Here is a 16976-nt window from a genome sequence, read left to right on the forward strand (position 1 = left end):
TAAACGACTCGCATCTTCCGTAAGATGCGTTTTTTTTTGGCGTCATCTTTGTTATAATGAAGCAGACTATACATGAAAGAGGGAGACACATGATAAAAGTACGGAAAGCAGTTATACCTGCAGCAGGATTGGGAACACGTTTTTTACCAGCAACAAAAGCAATGGCCAAAGAAATGATGCCGATCGTGGATACGCCGAGCATCCAGTATGTTGTTGAAGAAGCCATCGCCGCCGGTATCGAAGAGATTGTCATCATTTCCGGAAAAGGTAAAAGCCCGATCGAGGACCATTTCGACGCGAACTTCGCCTTGGAGCAGAACCTAAGAGAAAAAGGCAAGACCGCGATGCTGGATATGGTGCAGAAAACAAACATTCCGCACATCCACTATGTACGCCAAGCTTATCCGCACGGACTGGGGGATGCGATTCTGCAGGCTGAAGCTTTCATCGGCAATGAGCCATTTGTTGTACTTTTGGGCGATGATATCATGCCGAATGAAATCCCGCTAACGAAATCCTTGGTGGATACCTACGACGAGACGAAGTGCGGAGTCGTTGCGACGATGCGCATCCCTGAAGACATGACGAACCGCTACGGCATCATCGACATCAAGGAGAAGATCGGCGAACATATCTATAGCGTCAACCACTTCATCGAAAAGCCGGCTCCGGAAGAAGCTCCAAGCAATCTTGCCATCATCGGCAGGTATCTGTTGACACCGGAAATATTCGACATTCTGCGCAACCAAGCACCGGATACAGGCGATGAAATCCAACTGACTGATGCGATTGAATCATTGAACGCGATTCATCCGCTGGTCGCTTATGAATACACCGGCAAGCGCTACGACGTAGGCGATAAATACGGCCTGTTGATCGCAAACATCGAATTCGGTCTGGAGAACAAAGACACAGCCGACAAGATGCGCCCTTATCTGAAAGAGTTGGCGAAGGAATTAAAGAACAAAGCATAACGCGTTGCAGCGACAGGAGCAGCTTCTATCAACCCAGACCTGGATCAAGCCGGGTCGGGTGCTCCGTCAAGCCCAACGTCAGGAAGGAAAACTAATGGAAAATAAACCTTTTTTCAGCATTGTGATCCCGGCCTACAACTGTGCCGGCACCATCCGTGCCACTTTGGAAAGCATCGCCGCACAGACGGTCAGCGATTTTGATGTCATCATCGTGAACGACGGTTCGAAGGACGCGACAGCGGACGTTTTGCAGGCAGTTGCTGCCGAAGACAGCCGCTTCTCTTTCATCACCATTCCGAACAACGGGCCGGGGAATGCGCGCAATCAAGGGATTGCGCGCGCGAAGGGGACCTATCTCTTCTTGATGGATGCGGACGATGAAATCGAGTGCCATACTTTGGAACGCTACCAAGCGATTATCAAAAGCGAGGCACCGGACCTGATCGTGGCTTCCTACAATCTGCGGGTGCTAGACAACCAGGAGATCGTTTCGGAAAAGCAGGTCATCGCCGAAAATCGGGTCTATGCTTCGAACGCGGCGTTTCTGGAGAATCTGTATCCTTTGATGAACAAGCAATTGATGTATGTCATCTGGAACAAGATTTACCGTCTGGACATCATCCGTGAGCATCAGATCGCCTTTCCGAGCTACAGCAGCTGTGAGGACCGCCTGTTCAACATCGCCTACTACCGTCATGCCGAAAAAGTCGTGACGACCAGCGAAGTGCTGTACCAGTATGCCTTCGAAGGCAAAAGCAGCTTGACCAACAAATATTTCGACAATAAATTCGAGACGTTCCTGGAATTCTACAATGAATTGCTGGAACTGACCGACAAGGATCTGGGCGGTTTCAGCGCGCTTTTCCTGAAAGGCACGATGTCCTGCATCATCCCATTGCACGGCGCAAGTTGCCCGTTGGATTGGGCAGGCAAAAGGGCCTATATCCAAAAAATACTGCAACATCCGCGCGTCCAGTATGCAACGGCGCACAGCCTGACCGATACGCCGATCCGGAAAATCATGCAGTTCCTGTTCCGGAGAAAATCGGTAAACTTGAACTATATCGCTTCCGGCATGATGCATCTCTTGAGCAATGCGTCGCCGAAACTGATCGAAAAACTCAAAGGAAATTTCTAGACAGATGGGAGAACTACACTAATGACTCAACCTAAACGTGTCCTGCATTTCCAGGGCAGAATGGGAAAAGGCGGGGCGGAAACCTTCATGATGAACGCCTACCGCAACATCGACCGCTCCAAGTTCCAATTCGATTTCGTCATCTATGAAGAATTTGCCGATGTGCGTCCCTACCATGACGAAATAGCCGCATTGGGGGGCAAGATTTTCGTCGTGCCGAACCCGAACAAGCATCCGCTGCGCTACATCAAAACCGTCAGCAAACTGCTGCAGGAGAACCAAGTCGATATCGTCCACAACGAAATCTTCTTCGGCGGCGGCCTGAACCTGTGGCTGGCTGCCAAAGCCGGCGTCAAAAAACGCATCGCCCACAGCCATGCGACTTCCGACGGCAAAGGCAACCGATTCCCGTACAGCGTCGTGCGCCCGATTTTCAACAATCTGATGATGAAATATGCGACTGATTTCATTGGTTGTTCAGATGAAGCCGGTATCGGCCTGTTCGGCAAGGAACAGCCTTTCGTTATGCTTCCGAACGGCATCGACCTCGACCGCTACCGCAACGTGCCGGTGACGAAGGCAGTGATGCATGCGCAGTTGGGCATTCCGGAAGACGCCTTCGTGATCGGTCACATCGGCCGTTTCGAGGAACAAAAAAATCACCGGCTGTTGCTGAATATTTTCCAGCACATCCTGAAGAAACACCCGAACACGTATCTTTTGTCGGTCGGGGCCGGCAGCCTGGAAAAAGAAATCCACGGCTTGGCCAAGGATCTAGGCGTATCCGACCATGTGGTTTTTTTGGGCGAGCGCGAAGATATCGCCGAACTGCTGAAAGCGATGGATGTCTTCCTGTTGCCTTCGTTGTATGAAGGTTTGCCGATCGTGGCGGTGGAAGCGCAGGCCGCCAACGTCAAGTTGGTGATGTCGACGGAAGTGTCGGAGGACACGGTGTTATCCGAGAATGTCCGGTTTGTGCCACTGGATGCGGACTTGGACCGCTGGGAAGCCGAAGTCATGGGCGAGCCGAAAGGCAACAGTCCAAAACCGGAAATGGAAGCTTTTGGCATGCGGAAGACCGCAAAAGCTCTGGAAAAAATCTACGACGCGACGGAGGGTACAGCATGAAAAACTTACCTACAATGAAGGAAACAAAGGGATTTCTGCAGGACAACAAAAAGACGATCTTCGGGACTGCTTTTGCACTTGTTCTCCTGTACGCATTGGCGATCGCCTACACGCTGTTCAGTGATGATAAAGTCGAAGAAATCAAGGAAATCGATCCGGCCACCGGCTTGGAGCTGCAGCTGATCACTGACACTGAATATGAAGCATTGTTGGAAGATGCCGTCCGTTTCGATTTCTATGTGGAGAATACGGAAGGTTATGCTTTCACGAACTTTAATCTATTGGAAGCGGTGCTGTTGTCTCCGCAGGTCTACGAGGCTATCAATTCATTCGAGCCAATCGCTTCAACCGATGAAATCGAAGCGATGGAGGAAGGCGACATTCCGGCGAACTACATGATCGATGTGGATACGGATTATGATACGAGTGAGCTGCATATCACGGTCGGAACCGGGGATGAAGCAAAGAATGAAGCCATCGCAACAGTGCTCTATGAAGCAATGCAAGAAGGAACGATCCCGTTCTTTGAAAATAAGAGCATTTACCTTTTGTCAGAGCCGCATGTTGTCCAACTGGAGAAAGGTCCGGAGCAGACGGATGAAACAGGAAGCACTAGCTTGTTGCTGTATCTCGTCATGGGAGCCGGCCTTTTCATCGGCGGCTTGTTGTTGGGCATGTTGTTGGGATTCTTCCGTCTTTTCTTCAAAAAAGAGATCACGGATGTATTCAACTATCGCATGAGCGATGACGATACCGTGCTGGACTTGTCCCGTACAACTGCTGCAGATCAGGAAACAGCATTGGTGCACGGCATACAGCATCCGGCGGCAACCCGCAAACTGATCCTTTCCGAGGAACCGTTTGCGCCGACTGTGCAAAAACGCTTGGAGCAGCTGGAAGGAACGCCGTACGTATTCGCGCAATCCGTCCTCTCGGCAGACCCACTGTTGAGCTTCGATGAAGTTATTTTTGTTTCCCGTAAGAACGGCACAACGAAGGACTGGTACAAGAACCAACGCACGCTATTGGAAAATTATGCCACTCCAATCAAAATCATCTTAGTCTAGCATTGGAGGAGGAATAAAGGATGGCGCTCTACGTCTTTACGTTCATCACCTTGCTGCTGCTCAGCATTGCTGAAGTGTTCTATGATAACAAAAAAATCGTCCTGATCGGTGGCGGCCTCTTGGCTATCTTGGCCGGGTTGCGCTATTACTCGGGATACGATTTCGTTTCTTATTATTACTTTTTCTACGACTTGACCGGTTTGTCGGATGTCTTCAACGGCAGCATCGATGCTGAACCCGGCTATCTGTTATTGAATTATCTTTTCCTTAAGCTAGGTTTGAATTATTATGCGTTCATTCTCTTCTTCGCCTTCCTGAGTATGGGGTTGTTAATCAATTATCTCTACAAGAATGTCCCGTATCCGTCCTTGATCCTGTTCTATTATTTCTCGCGCTTCTTCTTGGCGAGGGATATGGGACAGATCCGCGGTTCGATTGCCAGCATCATCCTGCTTTATTCGGTGAAATACCTGAAGCAGAAACAGCTGTTCCGTTTTCTGCTCGTGGTGGGGATTGCGTCGCTGTTCCACATCACCGCGCTCATCTTCATCGTCGGCTACGTCTACGAGAACTATCTCTATGCCGGCAGCCGGCTGCAGGTGATGGTGCTGTTCGGCTTGGCGGTCGCTGCAGGAATTGTTGTGCAGATGCCGCAGCTTTACTTATGGGCAGTGCCGGATCGTTACGCTCCGTATTTCACGAATCCGGCCTATACTAGCGGTCAATGGCTGATGAATCCGGTCCTGTTGATGCAGCTGCTGATTTTCTTCGGGACATTGCTGTTCACGAATGTCCGCAAGGATGAAAAATATCGGACTTACCATAATCTCTACTTCCTGGCGTCGTTGATCCTGATCGCTTTCGGGAATTTGGCGACGGTGGGAGGGCGTCTGAGTTCGCCTTTCGCAACCTATGAAATGTTTGTGGCGCCGTATTTCATCCTGAATTTCACGAAGAACAAAATGGTCAATCTGATTTTCTGCCTGGGATTCACGGTCGTCATCTTCCTGCTGATCTTCATCCTGTCAGGGGATTACACCTACTTTATCCCGTACGATACGCTTTTGAAATAGTAATTACAGCCACGCTAGCTTTCCTAAGGCATTATGGGAAGGCAGTGTGGTTTTTTTTCGGATAAAGTGAAAGCGGATTCTGAAAAACAGGGTGTCATGCGGATTAAAAAATGGTAAGATAACGTTGTATTGTTAAAATATATGAATGGACTAATTATCTGGTTGGAGGGGTACAATGAAGAGGAAGTTTCAGAAAAATACATTGGATTGGTGCACATTTTCTTTGGTAGGGGCTGTGCTTTTGGCTTTAGGCACGTCCAACATTCCGGTTGCATCGGCCACTGAAATAGATGGCGCAGCCGCGGTTTCGGCAACGGCTTATGTCCAAATCTTATCAACGACGACTGCGGATTACGAAGCTACGGTAACACGCGGTACCGACGGAATCAATACGCTGCCTTGGGGAACGCAAGGGTACCAGACGGTCGGCTCCAGTTCGAGTTACCTTGGCAAGACTGTCACGGTCAGCCAAGAAAAGTTGGCCGATAACGGTGTGACGTGGGCGTTGATTTCCTTGGATGGAAAGCAGCTAGGCTGGATCGCCAAAGATGCTTTGACCGAAGCGGCCTATCTGGCTGTTCTTTCGACAACGCCTGTGGATTATCTGGCAACGATCACACGCGGAACGGATGCGATCAATGCAGCGCCATGGGGCACACGCGGGTTCAAAACGCTCAGCCAGAGCGCCGCTTATCTGGGTAAAAGTGTGACCGTCAGCCAAGAAAAAGTTGTGGAAAACGGTGTGATCTGGGCCTTGATTTCCTTGGATGGCACACAACTGGGCTGGATCGCCAAAGCCGCTTTGACTGAGCCGACTTATCTGACTGTACTATCCACGACAACAGTGGATTATCCGGCGACAATCACGCGCGGAACGGATGCGATCAATGCAGCACCATGGGGCACGAAAGGATTCAAGACGCTGGGGCAGAGCGCCGCTTATCTGGGCAAGAGCGTGACCGTCAGCCAAGAAAAAGTTGTGGAAAACGGTGTGATCTGGGCCTTGATTTCCTTGGATGGCACACAACTGGGCTGGATCGCCAAGGACGCCTTGACGGAGCCGACCTACGTGCAGATTTTGTCGACGACCAATGTGGACTACGAAGCGACGATCATCCGCAGCTCCGATGCAATCAATTCGCAGCCATGGGGCACGAAAGGCTACAAAACGATCGGCAACAGCAGCACTTACGTGAACAAACAAGTGACTGTCAGCCAAGAAAAAGTGGCGGACAACGGCGTAACGTGGGCTCTGATTTCTTTTGACGGAACGCAGCTCGGCTGGATCGCCAAGGATGCGCTGAAGAAGACTGTCTATGTGCAAATCCTGTCCACGACCAACGTGAATTATCCGGCAACGATCACACGCGGAACGGACGGCATCAACACGCAACCGTGGGGCACAAAAGGCTATCAGACAGTCGGAACAAGCGTCGCTTACCTCGGCAAGCAAGTGACCGTCACGCAGGAAAAAGTGGCGGACAACAGTGTGACGTGGGCGTTGATTTCATTGAACGGCACACAGCTCGGTTGGATATGCAAAGCCGCTTTAACGGAGCCGACCTACGTGCAGATCTTATCGACGACAAATGTCAATTACCAAGCTACAGTGCTCCGCGGCACCGATGGCATCAACACGCAGCCTTGGGGTACGAAAGGCTATCAGACGGTAGGCTACAGCTCGGCTTATCAGGGTCGAACGGTTACGGTCAGCAAGGAACAGAAGACGGACAACGGCGTGACGTGGGCACTGATATCGCTGAACGGAACGCAATTGGGCTGGATCGCGAAAGATTCACTATTCAATCAAGTGGTTTCAACGATGAATGTTTCCTACAATGCGACCGTCACGCGTGGAACTGATGGCATCAATACATTGCCATGGGGCACCGAAGGCTATCAGACGGTAGGCTACACCTCTACATACCTCGGCACCGGCGTTACCGTGAGCCAGGAGAAAGTGACTGCCGATGGCGTGACGTGGGCATTGGCATCGCAGAACGGCAAAGTGTTGGGTTGGGTGGCCAAGTCTGCTTTGACGGTGACGCCGACGGGGAAGGTCGTTTTCCTTGACCCAGGCCATGGCGGTTCAGAAGCTGGCGCTGCCTACAGCGGTGTCATGGAGAAGACAATCAATCTGGCCGTCTCGAACAAAGTGAAAGCGAATCTGGAAGCTTTGGGATTCACGGTCATCATGTCGCGCACAACGGACGCTTATGTCGGGTTGTTGGAGCGATCGGAAGAAGCGAACGCGTCGGGAGCGGACATTTTCGTCAGCATCCACCACAACGCGATGCCTTCAAATGCGACCGTCACCGGAATCGAAACCTATTACTACGAAGCTAATCCGTATTATCCACCGGTAATCAACGAAGAAATGCATAACGATCCCACGCGGATTATGGAGAGCGCGGAACTGGCGGTGGCCATTCAGGATGCGCTAGTCGACAACACGGGGGCGGCGGATCGCGGCGTGCGGAAAAATACGTTTGCGGTCCTGCGCGAAACGGCCATCCCGGCAGTCTTGCTTGAGCTGGGCTACATGAGCTCACCGACCGAACTGGCCAAGCTGACGACAGCCAGCTACCAGACTACGCTGGCGAAATCCATCACTGTCGGGATTGTGGCTTATTTCAATTAAACGGCTCATTAAGTAAAGCCAATATCATTGCACAAAAAGCGGAAGCCGGCAGAAATCATCATTAGCGATGATTCCTTCCGGATTCTTTTTGTGGTTGGATTGGTTGGACGAGTTGTTCGAAAGGTGTGGTGAGGACTGATTTCCCGATGAAGGCAGGTTCATCGGGAAAATGAATGGCTGGGAAGGCTGAATTCCCGGTGAAGGCAAGGTCACCGGGAAAATGTAGTGCTGCGAGGGTCAAGCTCCCGATGAGGGCGCGCTCACCGGGAATATCATGCAAGCAATGTTGCTGTTTTGCACCAACACTATAAATTTCAAAGAGGAAACGCACAATCGACAAAGCAGAAAACTGCTGAGTCGATTGTGCGTTTTTTTTGCTGATCAGGCTTGCTCCGCGAAGATAAGGTCCGTGAAGCCCTTGAAGTCCGTGATCACGCCGTCCTTGCAGAGGTTTTCCTTCTGGAAGGTTTCCCGGTTCTTGAAGAACGGGTCGATCGCGATGATCATGCCGATGTTCGCGCTGTTGGCCGCGCGCAGACCGGAATACGCATCTTCGATGACGAGACATTCTTCGGGAGCGACCCCGAGTTTTTTTGCGGCATGCAGGAAGATGTCCGGCTCTGGTTTGCCGGGGAAGGAACCGTCATCGAAGACGACCTTTTCCGGATTGAACCAGCGATCGAGCGCGAAGGTTTCGAAATAGAAAGTGACATTTTCTTTGATCGTCGCAGTGGCGATCGTCAATGGCAGCTCGCGTTCCTTCAGATCATCCAACACTTCGATCAAGCCATCCGTCAGAACGAGTTGCTCCGGCTTGTTCAGGCAGAGATTGCGGTAATGTTCTTCCTTCTCCAAAGAAAGTTTCTGTACTTCCTCGTCCGTAAGGGTAGGGGAAACGAACTGTCTGAGGATTTTATCGTTGGTGCGGCCGTGCAATTCAGTCAGGATCTCTTCATCGGTCAGGCCGTTGCCTGGACTGTATTTTTGGATCATGTCGATCCAGGCCTGTTCATGCAGATGCGAATCCTGGAACATGGTGCCATTGAAGTCAAAAATGATGCCGTTCAGTTTCATAAGTCATCTCCTAGGTCTGTTTTGGCTTGCGTTAATGCGACGTACTGTGAATAGTGGGTAATCAGATCTGCGCTGACATGATCATCTGTGACCAGATAATCGATGTCGTGAAGGTTGTAGAAATTATAAAAGTCGTCCCGGTTGAATTTCTTGTTGTCCGCCAGCAAGTATTTAGTGCGGGAGTTGTTCAAGGCGATGTTCTGGGTTTCGCCTTCCGCCATGCTATAGGTAGAGATGGCTTCATTGTGGATTCCGTTGGCGCTGATGAAGCACTTCGTGAACTTCAATTTTTTCAGGTTGTCGTTCGCTATCGGGCCGAAGAAGGCACCCGTATTTTTCCGGTAATCCCCGCCGATCATAATGATGTCCGCGGAGTCGTATTGGCGCAGGTTCTCGAAAACCGGATAACTGTTCGTGATGATGCGGATCTTTTTGCCGCCGAGATAGCTTGCCAGCATTTCGATCGTCGTACCAGGACCGAGGAAAATCGTGTCGCCATCTTCGACATAACTTGCCGCCAACTTCGCGATCGCTCGTTTTTCTTCTTTTTGGACTTCCTGTTTTTCCGTGTGCGAGAGCTCTTGGTCCAACGCGTAGCTGATGCTCTGGGCGCCGCCGTGGATGCGCAGGATCTTCCCTGCCTTATCGAGTTCATCAAGATCCCTGCGCACAGTCATATCGGAAACATTCAATTGTTTGACGATGTCGGTTACGGTGATGATGCCTTCTTGATTGACGATTTCAGTGAGTTTTAATAGTCGTTCTTTTTTCAACATTCCCATTCACCTCTCTAAGTTATTCATAATTTAGCACAGTTTCATAATGCGGTCAATGGAAATAAACAAAAACAAACAAAAATATGACAAAAAAGTGGATTTTCGAACAAGTTATTGTTTTTTTATGATATAAAAACAAAATTATTTGTTGACATGTCGTGTGGATGCGGTTACTATAAGGACATAAAGAAACATTAACAAACAAAAACGAACAAGAATAGGGGAGAGTCAGATGTTACGATTACCTGAAGATTTTATTTTTGGCGGGGCCACTGCTGCATATCAAGCGGAAGGTGCCACGAAAGAAGGCGGCAAAGGACCAGTCGCTTGGGATGATTATCTGGAGAAACAAGGAAGATTCTTGGCGGATCCTGCCAGTGATTTCTATCATCAGTACCCGCAGGATATTTCGCTCTGCAAAAAATTCGGCGTGAACGGTTTGCGTCTTTCCATCGCTTGGAGCCGAATTTTTCCGGACGGAACGGGTGAAGTGAATCAAGAGGGTGTGGACTTCTACCATAAAGTCTTTGCGGAATGCGAAAAACAGGGCGTGCTGCCATTCGTGACCTTGCATCATTTCGATACGCCGAAACGGCTCTTCGACCAAGGAGATTTCCTGAACCGCGACACGATAGATTCTTTTGTCGCTTACGCCCAATTCTGTTTCGATGAGTACCCGGAAGTGCGCTACTGGAGCACCTTCAATGAAATCTACCCGGTTGCGAGCAATCAATACTTGTTGGGTGTTTTCCCTCCAGGCATCCGCTTCGATCTAGGCAGCACGATTCAATGCCTGCACAATATGATGGTTGCACATGCACGCGTCATCAATATTTTCAAAGACAACAATTACCCAGGAGAAATCGGTGTTGTCCATTCCTTGGAGCCGAAGTATCCGGCCAGTGATTCGGAACCAGATAAGCATGCAGCCTTCCTGGATGATGCCTTGTCGGTCCGCTTCTTGTTGGATGCAACCTATCTGGGCCATTATTCAGAGGAAACGATGCAGGCTCTGGAAGAAATCTGCGCAGCCAATGATGCAAGCTACACGTTTCTGGATGAAGATTTTGCCGAGATGGAAAAAGCCTCGCACCGCAATGACTACTTGGGCATCAACCATTATCAATGCCACTTTGTGAAAGCATATGACGGCGAAAGCCAAGTCCACCACAATGGTACAGGCGACAAAGGGACTTCGGTCTACAAAATCAAAGGTATCGGCGAGCGTGTCTATAAAGAAGGCGTTGCGCGTACGGACTGGGATTGGATCATCTATCCGGAAGGGATGTACGACCTGTTGCTCCGCATCAAGAAGGAATACCCGCACTACAACAAGATCTACATCACCGAAAACGGGATGGGCTACAAGGATGAATTCGAAGACGGCATCATCATGGACAAGCCCCGCATCGATTACCTGCGCGTCTACCTGAATGAACTGAGCAAAGCCATTTCAGCCGGTGTGAACGTCAAAGGCTACTTCCTCTGGTCGTTGATGGATGTCTTCTCTTGGTCAAACGGCTACAACAAACGCTATGGCTTGTTCTATGTCGATTTTGAAACGCAAAAACGTTATCCGAAAGAATCAGCTTATTGGTACAAATTGGTGAGCGAAACAAAAACGATCATTTAAAATCAGATGAACCATCAGAAAAGGAGAATGCATAATGAACAGAGAAGAATTGCAGATGTTGGGATTTGAAATCGTGGCCTACTCCGGTGATGCCCGCAGCACTTTGCTGAAGTTGTTGAGGGAAGTGCGCCAAGGCAATTTCGAAAACATCGAAAAAGAATTGCAGGATGCCGACGAAAACCTGAAGTTGGCCCACAATGCGCAGACAAAAATTTTGGCGCAGGAGGCATCCGGGGAAGAATTGGATATCGGGTTCATCTTCATCCACGGGCAGGATCATCTGATGACGACCTTGCTTTTGCGGGATCTGATTCAAGATTTCATCGCATTGTACAAAGAACGTCAATAAGGAGGAGAAAAAATGAATACGCTGATCAAACAGATCGAAAAGGGGAAACCGCTGTTCGATAAAATTGCCCGCAACATGTACATCGGAGCAATCCGTGATGGCTTCCTGACCGCTATGCCGGTGATCCTGTTCTCGAGTATCTTTATCCTGTTCGCAGCTGTGCCGGAGATATTCGGCTATGCTTGGCCTGAACCCGTTTCGGCTTGGCTGTGGAAAGTCTACGGCTATTCGATGGGTATTGTCGGGTTGCTGGTAGCGGCCACGACCGCACGCTGCTTGACTGAGTCCGTCAACCGCAAAATGCCGGACACCCGCCGCATCAACGCTACCTCGACGATGCTTGCGGCCATTGTCGGATTCCTGTTGCTGACGACTACGCAGATCGAAGGCGGCGTATCGATGGATTACATGGGAACAAAAGGGATCCTAGTCTCCTTCATCGTGGCGTTTTTGACGGTGAACATCTACAAATTCTGCGTGCTGCATAACATCACCATCAAAATGCCGAAGGAAGTTCCGGGGACGATTTCCCAGACTTTCAAGGATGTGTTCCCGTTTGCGTTCTCTGTTTTTGCGGCGGCAATCTTGGATCTGATCATCCGCCAACTGTTCGCCGTTTCGTTTGCTGAAGCCATCATCAATTTATTACAACCTTTGTTCAGTGCGGCGGATGGGTATCTTGGACTGGCTTTGATCTATGGCGCTATGGCTTTCTTCTGGTTTGTCGGTGTGCATGGCCCTTCCATTGTGGAACCGGCGATCGCCGCCATCATCTACGTCAATGTGGAAACCAATCTGCAGTTGTATATGGCGGGCGAACAAGCCTCCAACGTGCTGACTACCGGCTTGGGACACTTTTTAGGCACGATGGGCGGAACCGGAGCGACATTGGTAGTGCCGTATCTGTTCATGCTCTTCGCCAAATCCAAACAACTGAAGGCGGTCGGTAAAGCGTCGTTTGTTCCCGTATCCTTCGGTGTCAATGAACCCGTGCTTTTCGCGGCTCCGATGATCCTGAATCCTTATTTCTTGGTTCCGTTCCTGTTGGCTCCGATCGTCAATGTCTGGGCATTCAAATTCTTCGTCGATGTCCTGGGCATGAACAGCTTCATGTACGTGCTGCCTTGGGCGACGCCGGCTCCGATCGGGATCATTCTTGGTACCGGCATGGGCTTGTTGGCAATCGCGTTGACTTTCTTGCTGATTGTTGTCGATTCGCTCATCTATCTTCCGTTCATCAAAGCCTATGATGCTTCATTGGTGGAAGCAGAAGCGTTGGCTGCTGCTGGGTTGGAAGAAGAAACGGCTGCTCGGCCGGTTGTGGAAACACTGGCTCCTGCCGGAAAAGAGGTTGCAGTCCAGACTGTCGCGGCTACAGCTGCGGATCAGAAGGACATCAATGTGCTCGTGCTTTGTGCAGGTGCAGGGACAAGCGCGATGTTGGCGAACGCGTTGAAAGAAGGGGCGGAATCATACGGCTTCCCGATCAAATCCGCTGCCGGAGCTTATGGCTCGCATTACGATATCATGCAGAACTACGACGTCATCGTGCTGGCTCCGCAAGTGAATTCCTACTACGAAGACATCAAAGAGGACAGCGACCGCTTAGGCATCAAGCTGTTGGCGACAAAAGGCGCTGAATACATCAAACTGACGCGCGATCCGAAAATGGCTGTCGACTTCATCATGGCACAATTCTGATAGATAAAAAACCAACGATGGTTTCATTACGTCGCTGGTTTTTTTATTTGCGCTGAACTATGCTGATTTTTCAATTCATTTTGATAGCTGAGTCATTCAATCAATCTTTCTGTCAAGAAGTATTCCGACGATGGGAATAATCAAAAAATATTGGTAGGTTCCATTTCAATGATGGTATAATGAGGAGGTAATATTTAAAGGAATCTTAAGATATCTGACGATGGAGATGGAGGGGTACTATGATTGTTCAAAATAAATACTTACGCACTTGTCTCGCTTTATCGAGTATGGCAGCATCCAGTCTTTTTTTCGGTAATAAATATGCCTACGCCGATGAGCAGAATGTCATTATAGAATCAGTGCCGGTGGATTCTGCAAGCTTGGCCATTTCAGCGCAGCAACCTGCTAGTGAGACAGGGGAAGCAATCTCCTATGAAGAGGCGACACAAGAAAATGAATTGCAAGCGGTTACCCCTGAGGCGGTCTCGCCCGCAGAAACAGAAGAAATGGCATCCATTGGAACTGCCATGCCTGTTTCGCAAGAGAGTGTGGCTAACTTCAAAAAACTGGTTCTGGATCCTGTTTACACAGATGCCAAAGAAATCAGCGGTACTGCCACTCCTAACAGTTACATCGTTTTCCTGAATGAGGACGGGTCCGTGATGGAGACTTCCGTCGATGAGACTGGGGCATTCCGTCTGCCGGTAACCGGCACCGCAGCAGCGGGAGTTATTAAAGCGGTCGTATACAGCAATCCGAGCAAGACGAAGATTTTAGAAGAATCCGAGTGGGCCGTTTTGCCGGCTCACACAGAATCAGCTGAGAAGACATCGGCGGAGTTAACCGCTTCGGCGATCGGTGTCGGAGTAATTAATGAAGAGGCATCGTTAGCGGAACCCACCGCAAAAATATCGGAAACAGCCCCAGCAGCAGTGGCTGCTTCATCTGCAGAGGCTGTTGCACAAAGCGAGGAGGCTACTCCGACTGAGGAAGTGTCAGCATCAGCGACAATGTCACTGATGAGCGTCTCCAGCACAACTATGACGACTGTGCAGACCGTCGTCCAAGAAGCGAAAGGCACTTGGTACTATTATGTTCAATCCGGGGATACATTGAAGTCAATCGCAGCCCATTATGCTACGAATACAGACAGCCTGATCCGCTGGAATTACCTCACCGATGCCAACCTGATCTATGTCGGGCAATTGTTGAGCGTCAACGGAACGAATGTTTATTCAAACATCGACAAGGAGACCCGGACTTTCGCTAGTTCAGCGGAGTTCGTCGAATATTTGGGCGGCTATGCAACCGAAATCGGCAAGGAGTACAATTTGTATTCATCCGTCATGGTTGCACAGGCTTCGCTGGAAACGGCATACGGTACCAGCAAACTGGGCACGGTAGGGAATAATCTCTTTGGGATCAAAGGCTCTTATCAAGGTAATTCCATTGTGATGCGCACATGGGAGGAGGAGAGCGACGGATCGGTCATCTGGATTGATGCTTTCTTCAGACTCTATCCTTCCTATTACGAATCGATGGTCGATTACGCGCTGAAATTGCGCAATGGGGTCAGTTGGGATGCGAATTTCTACAAGGGCACTTGGATCGAAAACACGACCAGCTACAAGGATGCCACCCTCTATTTGACGGGGCGCTATGCGACGGATTCTTCCTACAACACGAAATTGAATGCCATCATCAGTGCATACGGATTGACGAAGTTCGATCAGGCTGCTGCCGCTGCTCTCAAGACTGTTTCCGCCGACTATAACGCGCTTGTTTCCGGCTACGGCTATTCGATCGATAGCCTGCCTTGGGGAACGACCGGCTACAAATACATCGCATCCTCCACCGACTATTACGGAAAAGAAGTCCATGTATCGAAGAAGACAGCTGACGGGAATTACGCCTATATTTCGATCGGCGCCAAGGAAGTGGGCTGGGTGGACAGCGACGCACTAAAGACTTTTGCCACAGTTTCGGTCAGCTACAGCCTGCCGATCATGGACGGCTCATATTCGATTGATAGCTTGCCATATGGGTATCCTGGTTACAAAAAAGTCGCAGATGCTGCTTCCTATACCGGGAATGTGGCGACCGTCGTGCGGGAAACGGCTGATGGCGCCTTTGCGGAAATCAAAATAAATGGTGCGTATATCGGCTGGGTCAGCAAGAAAGCTTTTAACGCAGCATTCCAGAGCTATGACGCGACTATCCGGAAAAGTGGCTATTCGATCGACAGCCTGCCTTGGGGAACGACCGGTTACCGCACGCTTGCCTGGAGCAATGACTTGATCGGGAAATCCGTCAAAGTGATCGGGAAGTCCGCAAATGGGGCCTATTTCTGCATTTCCTACAATACCGGCGCAGCAATCGGTTGGGTGGACTACAAAGCATTCGAATATTTCAATTCGGCTGCGGCCAATTACAATGCAGTCGTTTCGAAAAGTAATTTTTCGATTGACAGCCTGCCATGGGGCGAAGCCGGATATGCCTATGTTGCTTCCTCCTCCAGTTACCTAGGCAAGGAAGTGAACGTATCGCGGATAACCGCAGACGGCAACTATGCCTTTATTTCCTTCAACGGGAAGGGGCTGGGCTGGATCGACAGCAAGGGATTGCAGACTTTCGCGACAAGAACAGCCAGCTACAGCATGCCGATCATGAACGGCATCTATTCGATCGACAGCCTGCCGTGGGGAGTGTCGGGATTCGCGAAAGTCGCGGACGCCTCAGCCTATTTCGGCAAAATGGCAACGATCTACCGCGAATCGGCGGACGGTGCTTATGCTGAAATCGGTGTGGATGGGAGGTTCCTCGGCTGGATTGACAAGCGGTCTTTCAGCAATGCGAAACAGGTCGACTATTATGTGGGCGTATCCGGCCTGGGCTATTCGATCGACAGTTTGCCGTGGGGGACGGCAGGATACAAACAGGTCGGCAATACGAACAGCTATCTGGGTAATTTGGTGAAAGTCATTGCGGAAACGACGGATGGCGCTTACAAACTGGTCCAAAAAAGCGGCCAGACGCTCGGTTGGGTCGATCATCGTGCTTTGACGGCGCTCAGCACGAAGGCTGCCACTTACAGTGCAACGATCCGATCCAGCGGCTATTCGATCGATAGCCTGCCATGGGGTACTGCGGGCTTCACGTTGCTGTCGTTGACGAATTACCATCTGAACACGCCGGTACAGGTCATACAGGAAACCGCAGACGGCTGCTATGCCTTGGTGGCTGTCAACGGCCAGACGCTTGGCTGGGTGGATAAGCGTTGCTTCTGATGGGTAAAGTAAACGAGTAAAAAAAATCCGGTGAGCAGATGCTCACCGGATTTTTTTATAGGAATGCGGAAGTGAAGAAATGCAGTGATGCGCACCCAGCTCCGGTGAAGGAACCGCTAACCGGAGCAGAAAACA

13 protein-coding genes and 1 pseudogene are annotated in these 16976 nt (G+C 50.2%); 11 read left to right on the forward strand and 3 right to left on the reverse strand.

Annotation, left to right across the window (positions count from 1 at the left end; genetic code table 11):
- Positions 1 to 92 precede the first annotated feature (92 nt).
- The 6 genes from galU to C7R73_RS07120 all read left to right on the forward strand — a co-directional run bounded on the left by galU (position 93) and on the right by C7R73_RS07120 (position 8021).
- On the forward strand, positions 93 to 974 hold the full coding sequence (gene galU / locus C7R73_RS07095) for a UTP--glucose-1-phosphate uridylyltransferase GalU (protein WP_338064718.1): 882 nt from the start codon (positions 93 to 95) through the stop codon (positions 972 to 974).
- Positions 975 to 1068: 94 nt separating this feature from the next.
- Positions 1069 to 2112: a glycosyltransferase family 2 protein gene (locus C7R73_RS07100; protein WP_106449826.1), complete on the forward strand. Its 1044-nt coding sequence runs from the start codon at positions 1069 to 1071 to the stop codon at positions 2110 to 2112.
- A 21-nt stretch (positions 2113 to 2133) separates the two neighbouring features.
- On the forward strand, positions 2134 to 3240 hold the full coding sequence (locus tag C7R73_RS07105) for a glycosyltransferase family 1 protein (protein WP_239992592.1): 1107 nt from the start codon (positions 2134 to 2136) through the stop codon (positions 3238 to 3240).
- Positions 3237 to 4307, forward strand: coding sequence for a hypothetical protein (locus C7R73_RS07110; protein WP_106449827.1), 1071 nt, complete (start codon positions 3237 to 3239; stop codon positions 4305 to 4307). The genes C7R73_RS07105 and C7R73_RS07110 overlap by 4 nt, the downstream gene beginning before the upstream one ends.
- Positions 4308 to 4327: 20 nt before the next feature.
- On the forward strand, positions 4328 to 5380 hold the full coding sequence (locus C7R73_RS07115) for an EpsG family protein (RefSeq protein WP_106449828.1): 1053 nt from the start codon (positions 4328 to 4330) through the stop codon (positions 5378 to 5380).
- Between the two features lie 175 nt (positions 5381 to 5555).
- Positions 5556 to 8021, forward strand: coding sequence for a GW dipeptide domain-containing protein (locus tag C7R73_RS07120; RefSeq protein ID WP_106449829.1), 2466 nt, complete (start codon positions 5556 to 5558; stop codon positions 8019 to 8021).
- A 61-nt stretch (positions 8022 to 8082) separates the two neighbouring features.
- Here C7R73_RS07120 and C7R73_RS13680 read toward each other — a convergent pair whose 3' ends face one another.
- From C7R73_RS13680 to C7R73_RS07130, 3 genes are read right to left on the reverse strand one after another with little or no spacing between them, the layout of a single operon-like run.
- Positions 8083 to 8361: a hypothetical protein gene (locus C7R73_RS13680; RefSeq protein ID WP_153060372.1), complete on the reverse strand. Its 279-nt coding sequence runs from the start codon at positions 8359 to 8361 to the stop codon at positions 8083 to 8085.
- 41 nt (positions 8362 to 8402) lie between these two features.
- Positions 8403 to 9089 (reverse strand): HAD family hydrolase, encoded by a 687-nt coding sequence (locus C7R73_RS07125; RefSeq protein ID WP_192875248.1) that lies wholly within the window; start codon positions 9087 to 9089, stop codon positions 8403 to 8405.
- Between the two features lie 2 nt (positions 9090 to 9091).
- Positions 9092 to 9871: a DeoR/GlpR family DNA-binding transcription regulator gene (locus tag C7R73_RS07130; RefSeq protein WP_106449831.1), complete on the reverse strand. Its 780-nt coding sequence runs from the start codon at positions 9869 to 9871 to the stop codon at positions 9092 to 9094.
- 232 nt (positions 9872 to 10103) lie between these two features.
- Here C7R73_RS07130 and lacG point away from each other — a divergent pair, with 232 nt between their 5' ends.
- The 5 genes and pseudogenes from lacG (at position 10104) to C7R73_RS07150 (ending at position 16841) form a co-directional block, all read left to right on the forward strand.
- Positions 10104 to 11504, forward strand: coding sequence for a 6-phospho-beta-galactosidase (gene lacG, locus C7R73_RS07135; RefSeq protein ID WP_106449832.1), 1401 nt, complete (start codon positions 10104 to 10106; stop codon positions 11502 to 11504).
- 34 nt (positions 11505 to 11538) lie between these two features.
- On the forward strand, positions 11539 to 11853 hold the full coding sequence (locus C7R73_RS07140; protein WP_106449833.1) for a PTS sugar transporter subunit IIA: 315 nt from the start codon (positions 11539 to 11541) through the stop codon (positions 11851 to 11853).
- 12 nt (positions 11854 to 11865) lie between these two features.
- A pseudogene (locus C7R73_RS07145) lies at positions 11866 to 13138 on the forward strand (PTS transporter subunit EIIC); the annotation flags it as partial.
- A gap of 35 nt (positions 13139 to 13173) precedes the next feature.
- Positions 13174 to 13554: a lactose/cellobiose PTS transporter subunit IIB gene (locus C7R73_RS13925; RefSeq protein WP_414718261.1), complete on the forward strand. Its 381-nt coding sequence runs from the start codon at positions 13174 to 13176 to the stop codon at positions 13552 to 13554.
- Positions 13555 to 13793: 239 nt separating this feature from the next.
- Positions 13794 to 16841 carry a GW dipeptide domain-containing protein gene (locus tag C7R73_RS07150; protein ID WP_106449835.1) on the forward strand — a complete coding sequence of 1016 codons (3048 nt, stop codon included), beginning with the start codon at positions 13794 to 13796 and terminating at the stop codon, positions 16839 to 16841.
- Positions 16842 to 16976 lie beyond the last annotated feature (135 nt).

The organism is Trichococcus alkaliphilus (assembly GCF_003008695.1).
Classification (GTDB): domain Bacteria; phylum Bacillota; class Bacilli; order Lactobacillales; family Aerococcaceae; genus Trichococcus; species Trichococcus alkaliphilus.

Bases quoted from the DNA above. Each gene is read 5' to 3' on its own strand.
- C7R73_RS07140 (WP_106449833.1), top strand. From the start codon at position 11,539: ATGAACAGAGAAGAATTGCAGATGTTGGGATTTGAAATCGTGGCCTAC.
- C7R73_RS07120 (WP_106449829.1), top strand. From the start codon at position 5,556: ATGAAGAGGAAGTTTCAGAAAAATACATTGGATTGGTGCACATTTTCT.
- C7R73_RS07115 (WP_106449828.1), top strand. From the start codon at position 4,328: ATGGCGCTCTACGTCTTTACGTTCATCACCTTGCTGCTGCTCAGCATT.
- C7R73_RS07100 (WP_106449826.1), top strand. From the start codon at position 1,069: ATGGAAAATAAACCTTTTTTCAGCATTGTGATCCCGGCCTACAACTGT.
- C7R73_RS07130 (WP_106449831.1), bottom strand. From the start codon at position 9,871: ATGTTGAAAAAAGAACGACTATTAAAACTCACTGAAATCGTCAATCAA.
- C7R73_RS07105 (WP_239992592.1), top strand. From the start codon at position 2,134: ATGACTCAACCTAAACGTGTCCTGCATTTCCAGGGCAGAATGGGAAAA.
- lacG (WP_106449832.1), top strand. From the start codon at position 10,104: ATGTTACGATTACCTGAAGATTTTATTTTTGGCGGGGCCACTGCTGCA.
- C7R73_RS07110 (WP_106449827.1), top strand. From the start codon at position 3,237: ATGAAAAACTTACCTACAATGAAGGAAACAAAGGGATTTCTGCAGGAC.
- C7R73_RS07150 (WP_106449835.1), top strand. From the start codon at position 13,794: ATGATTGTTCAAAATAAATACTTACGCACTTGTCTCGCTTTATCGAGT.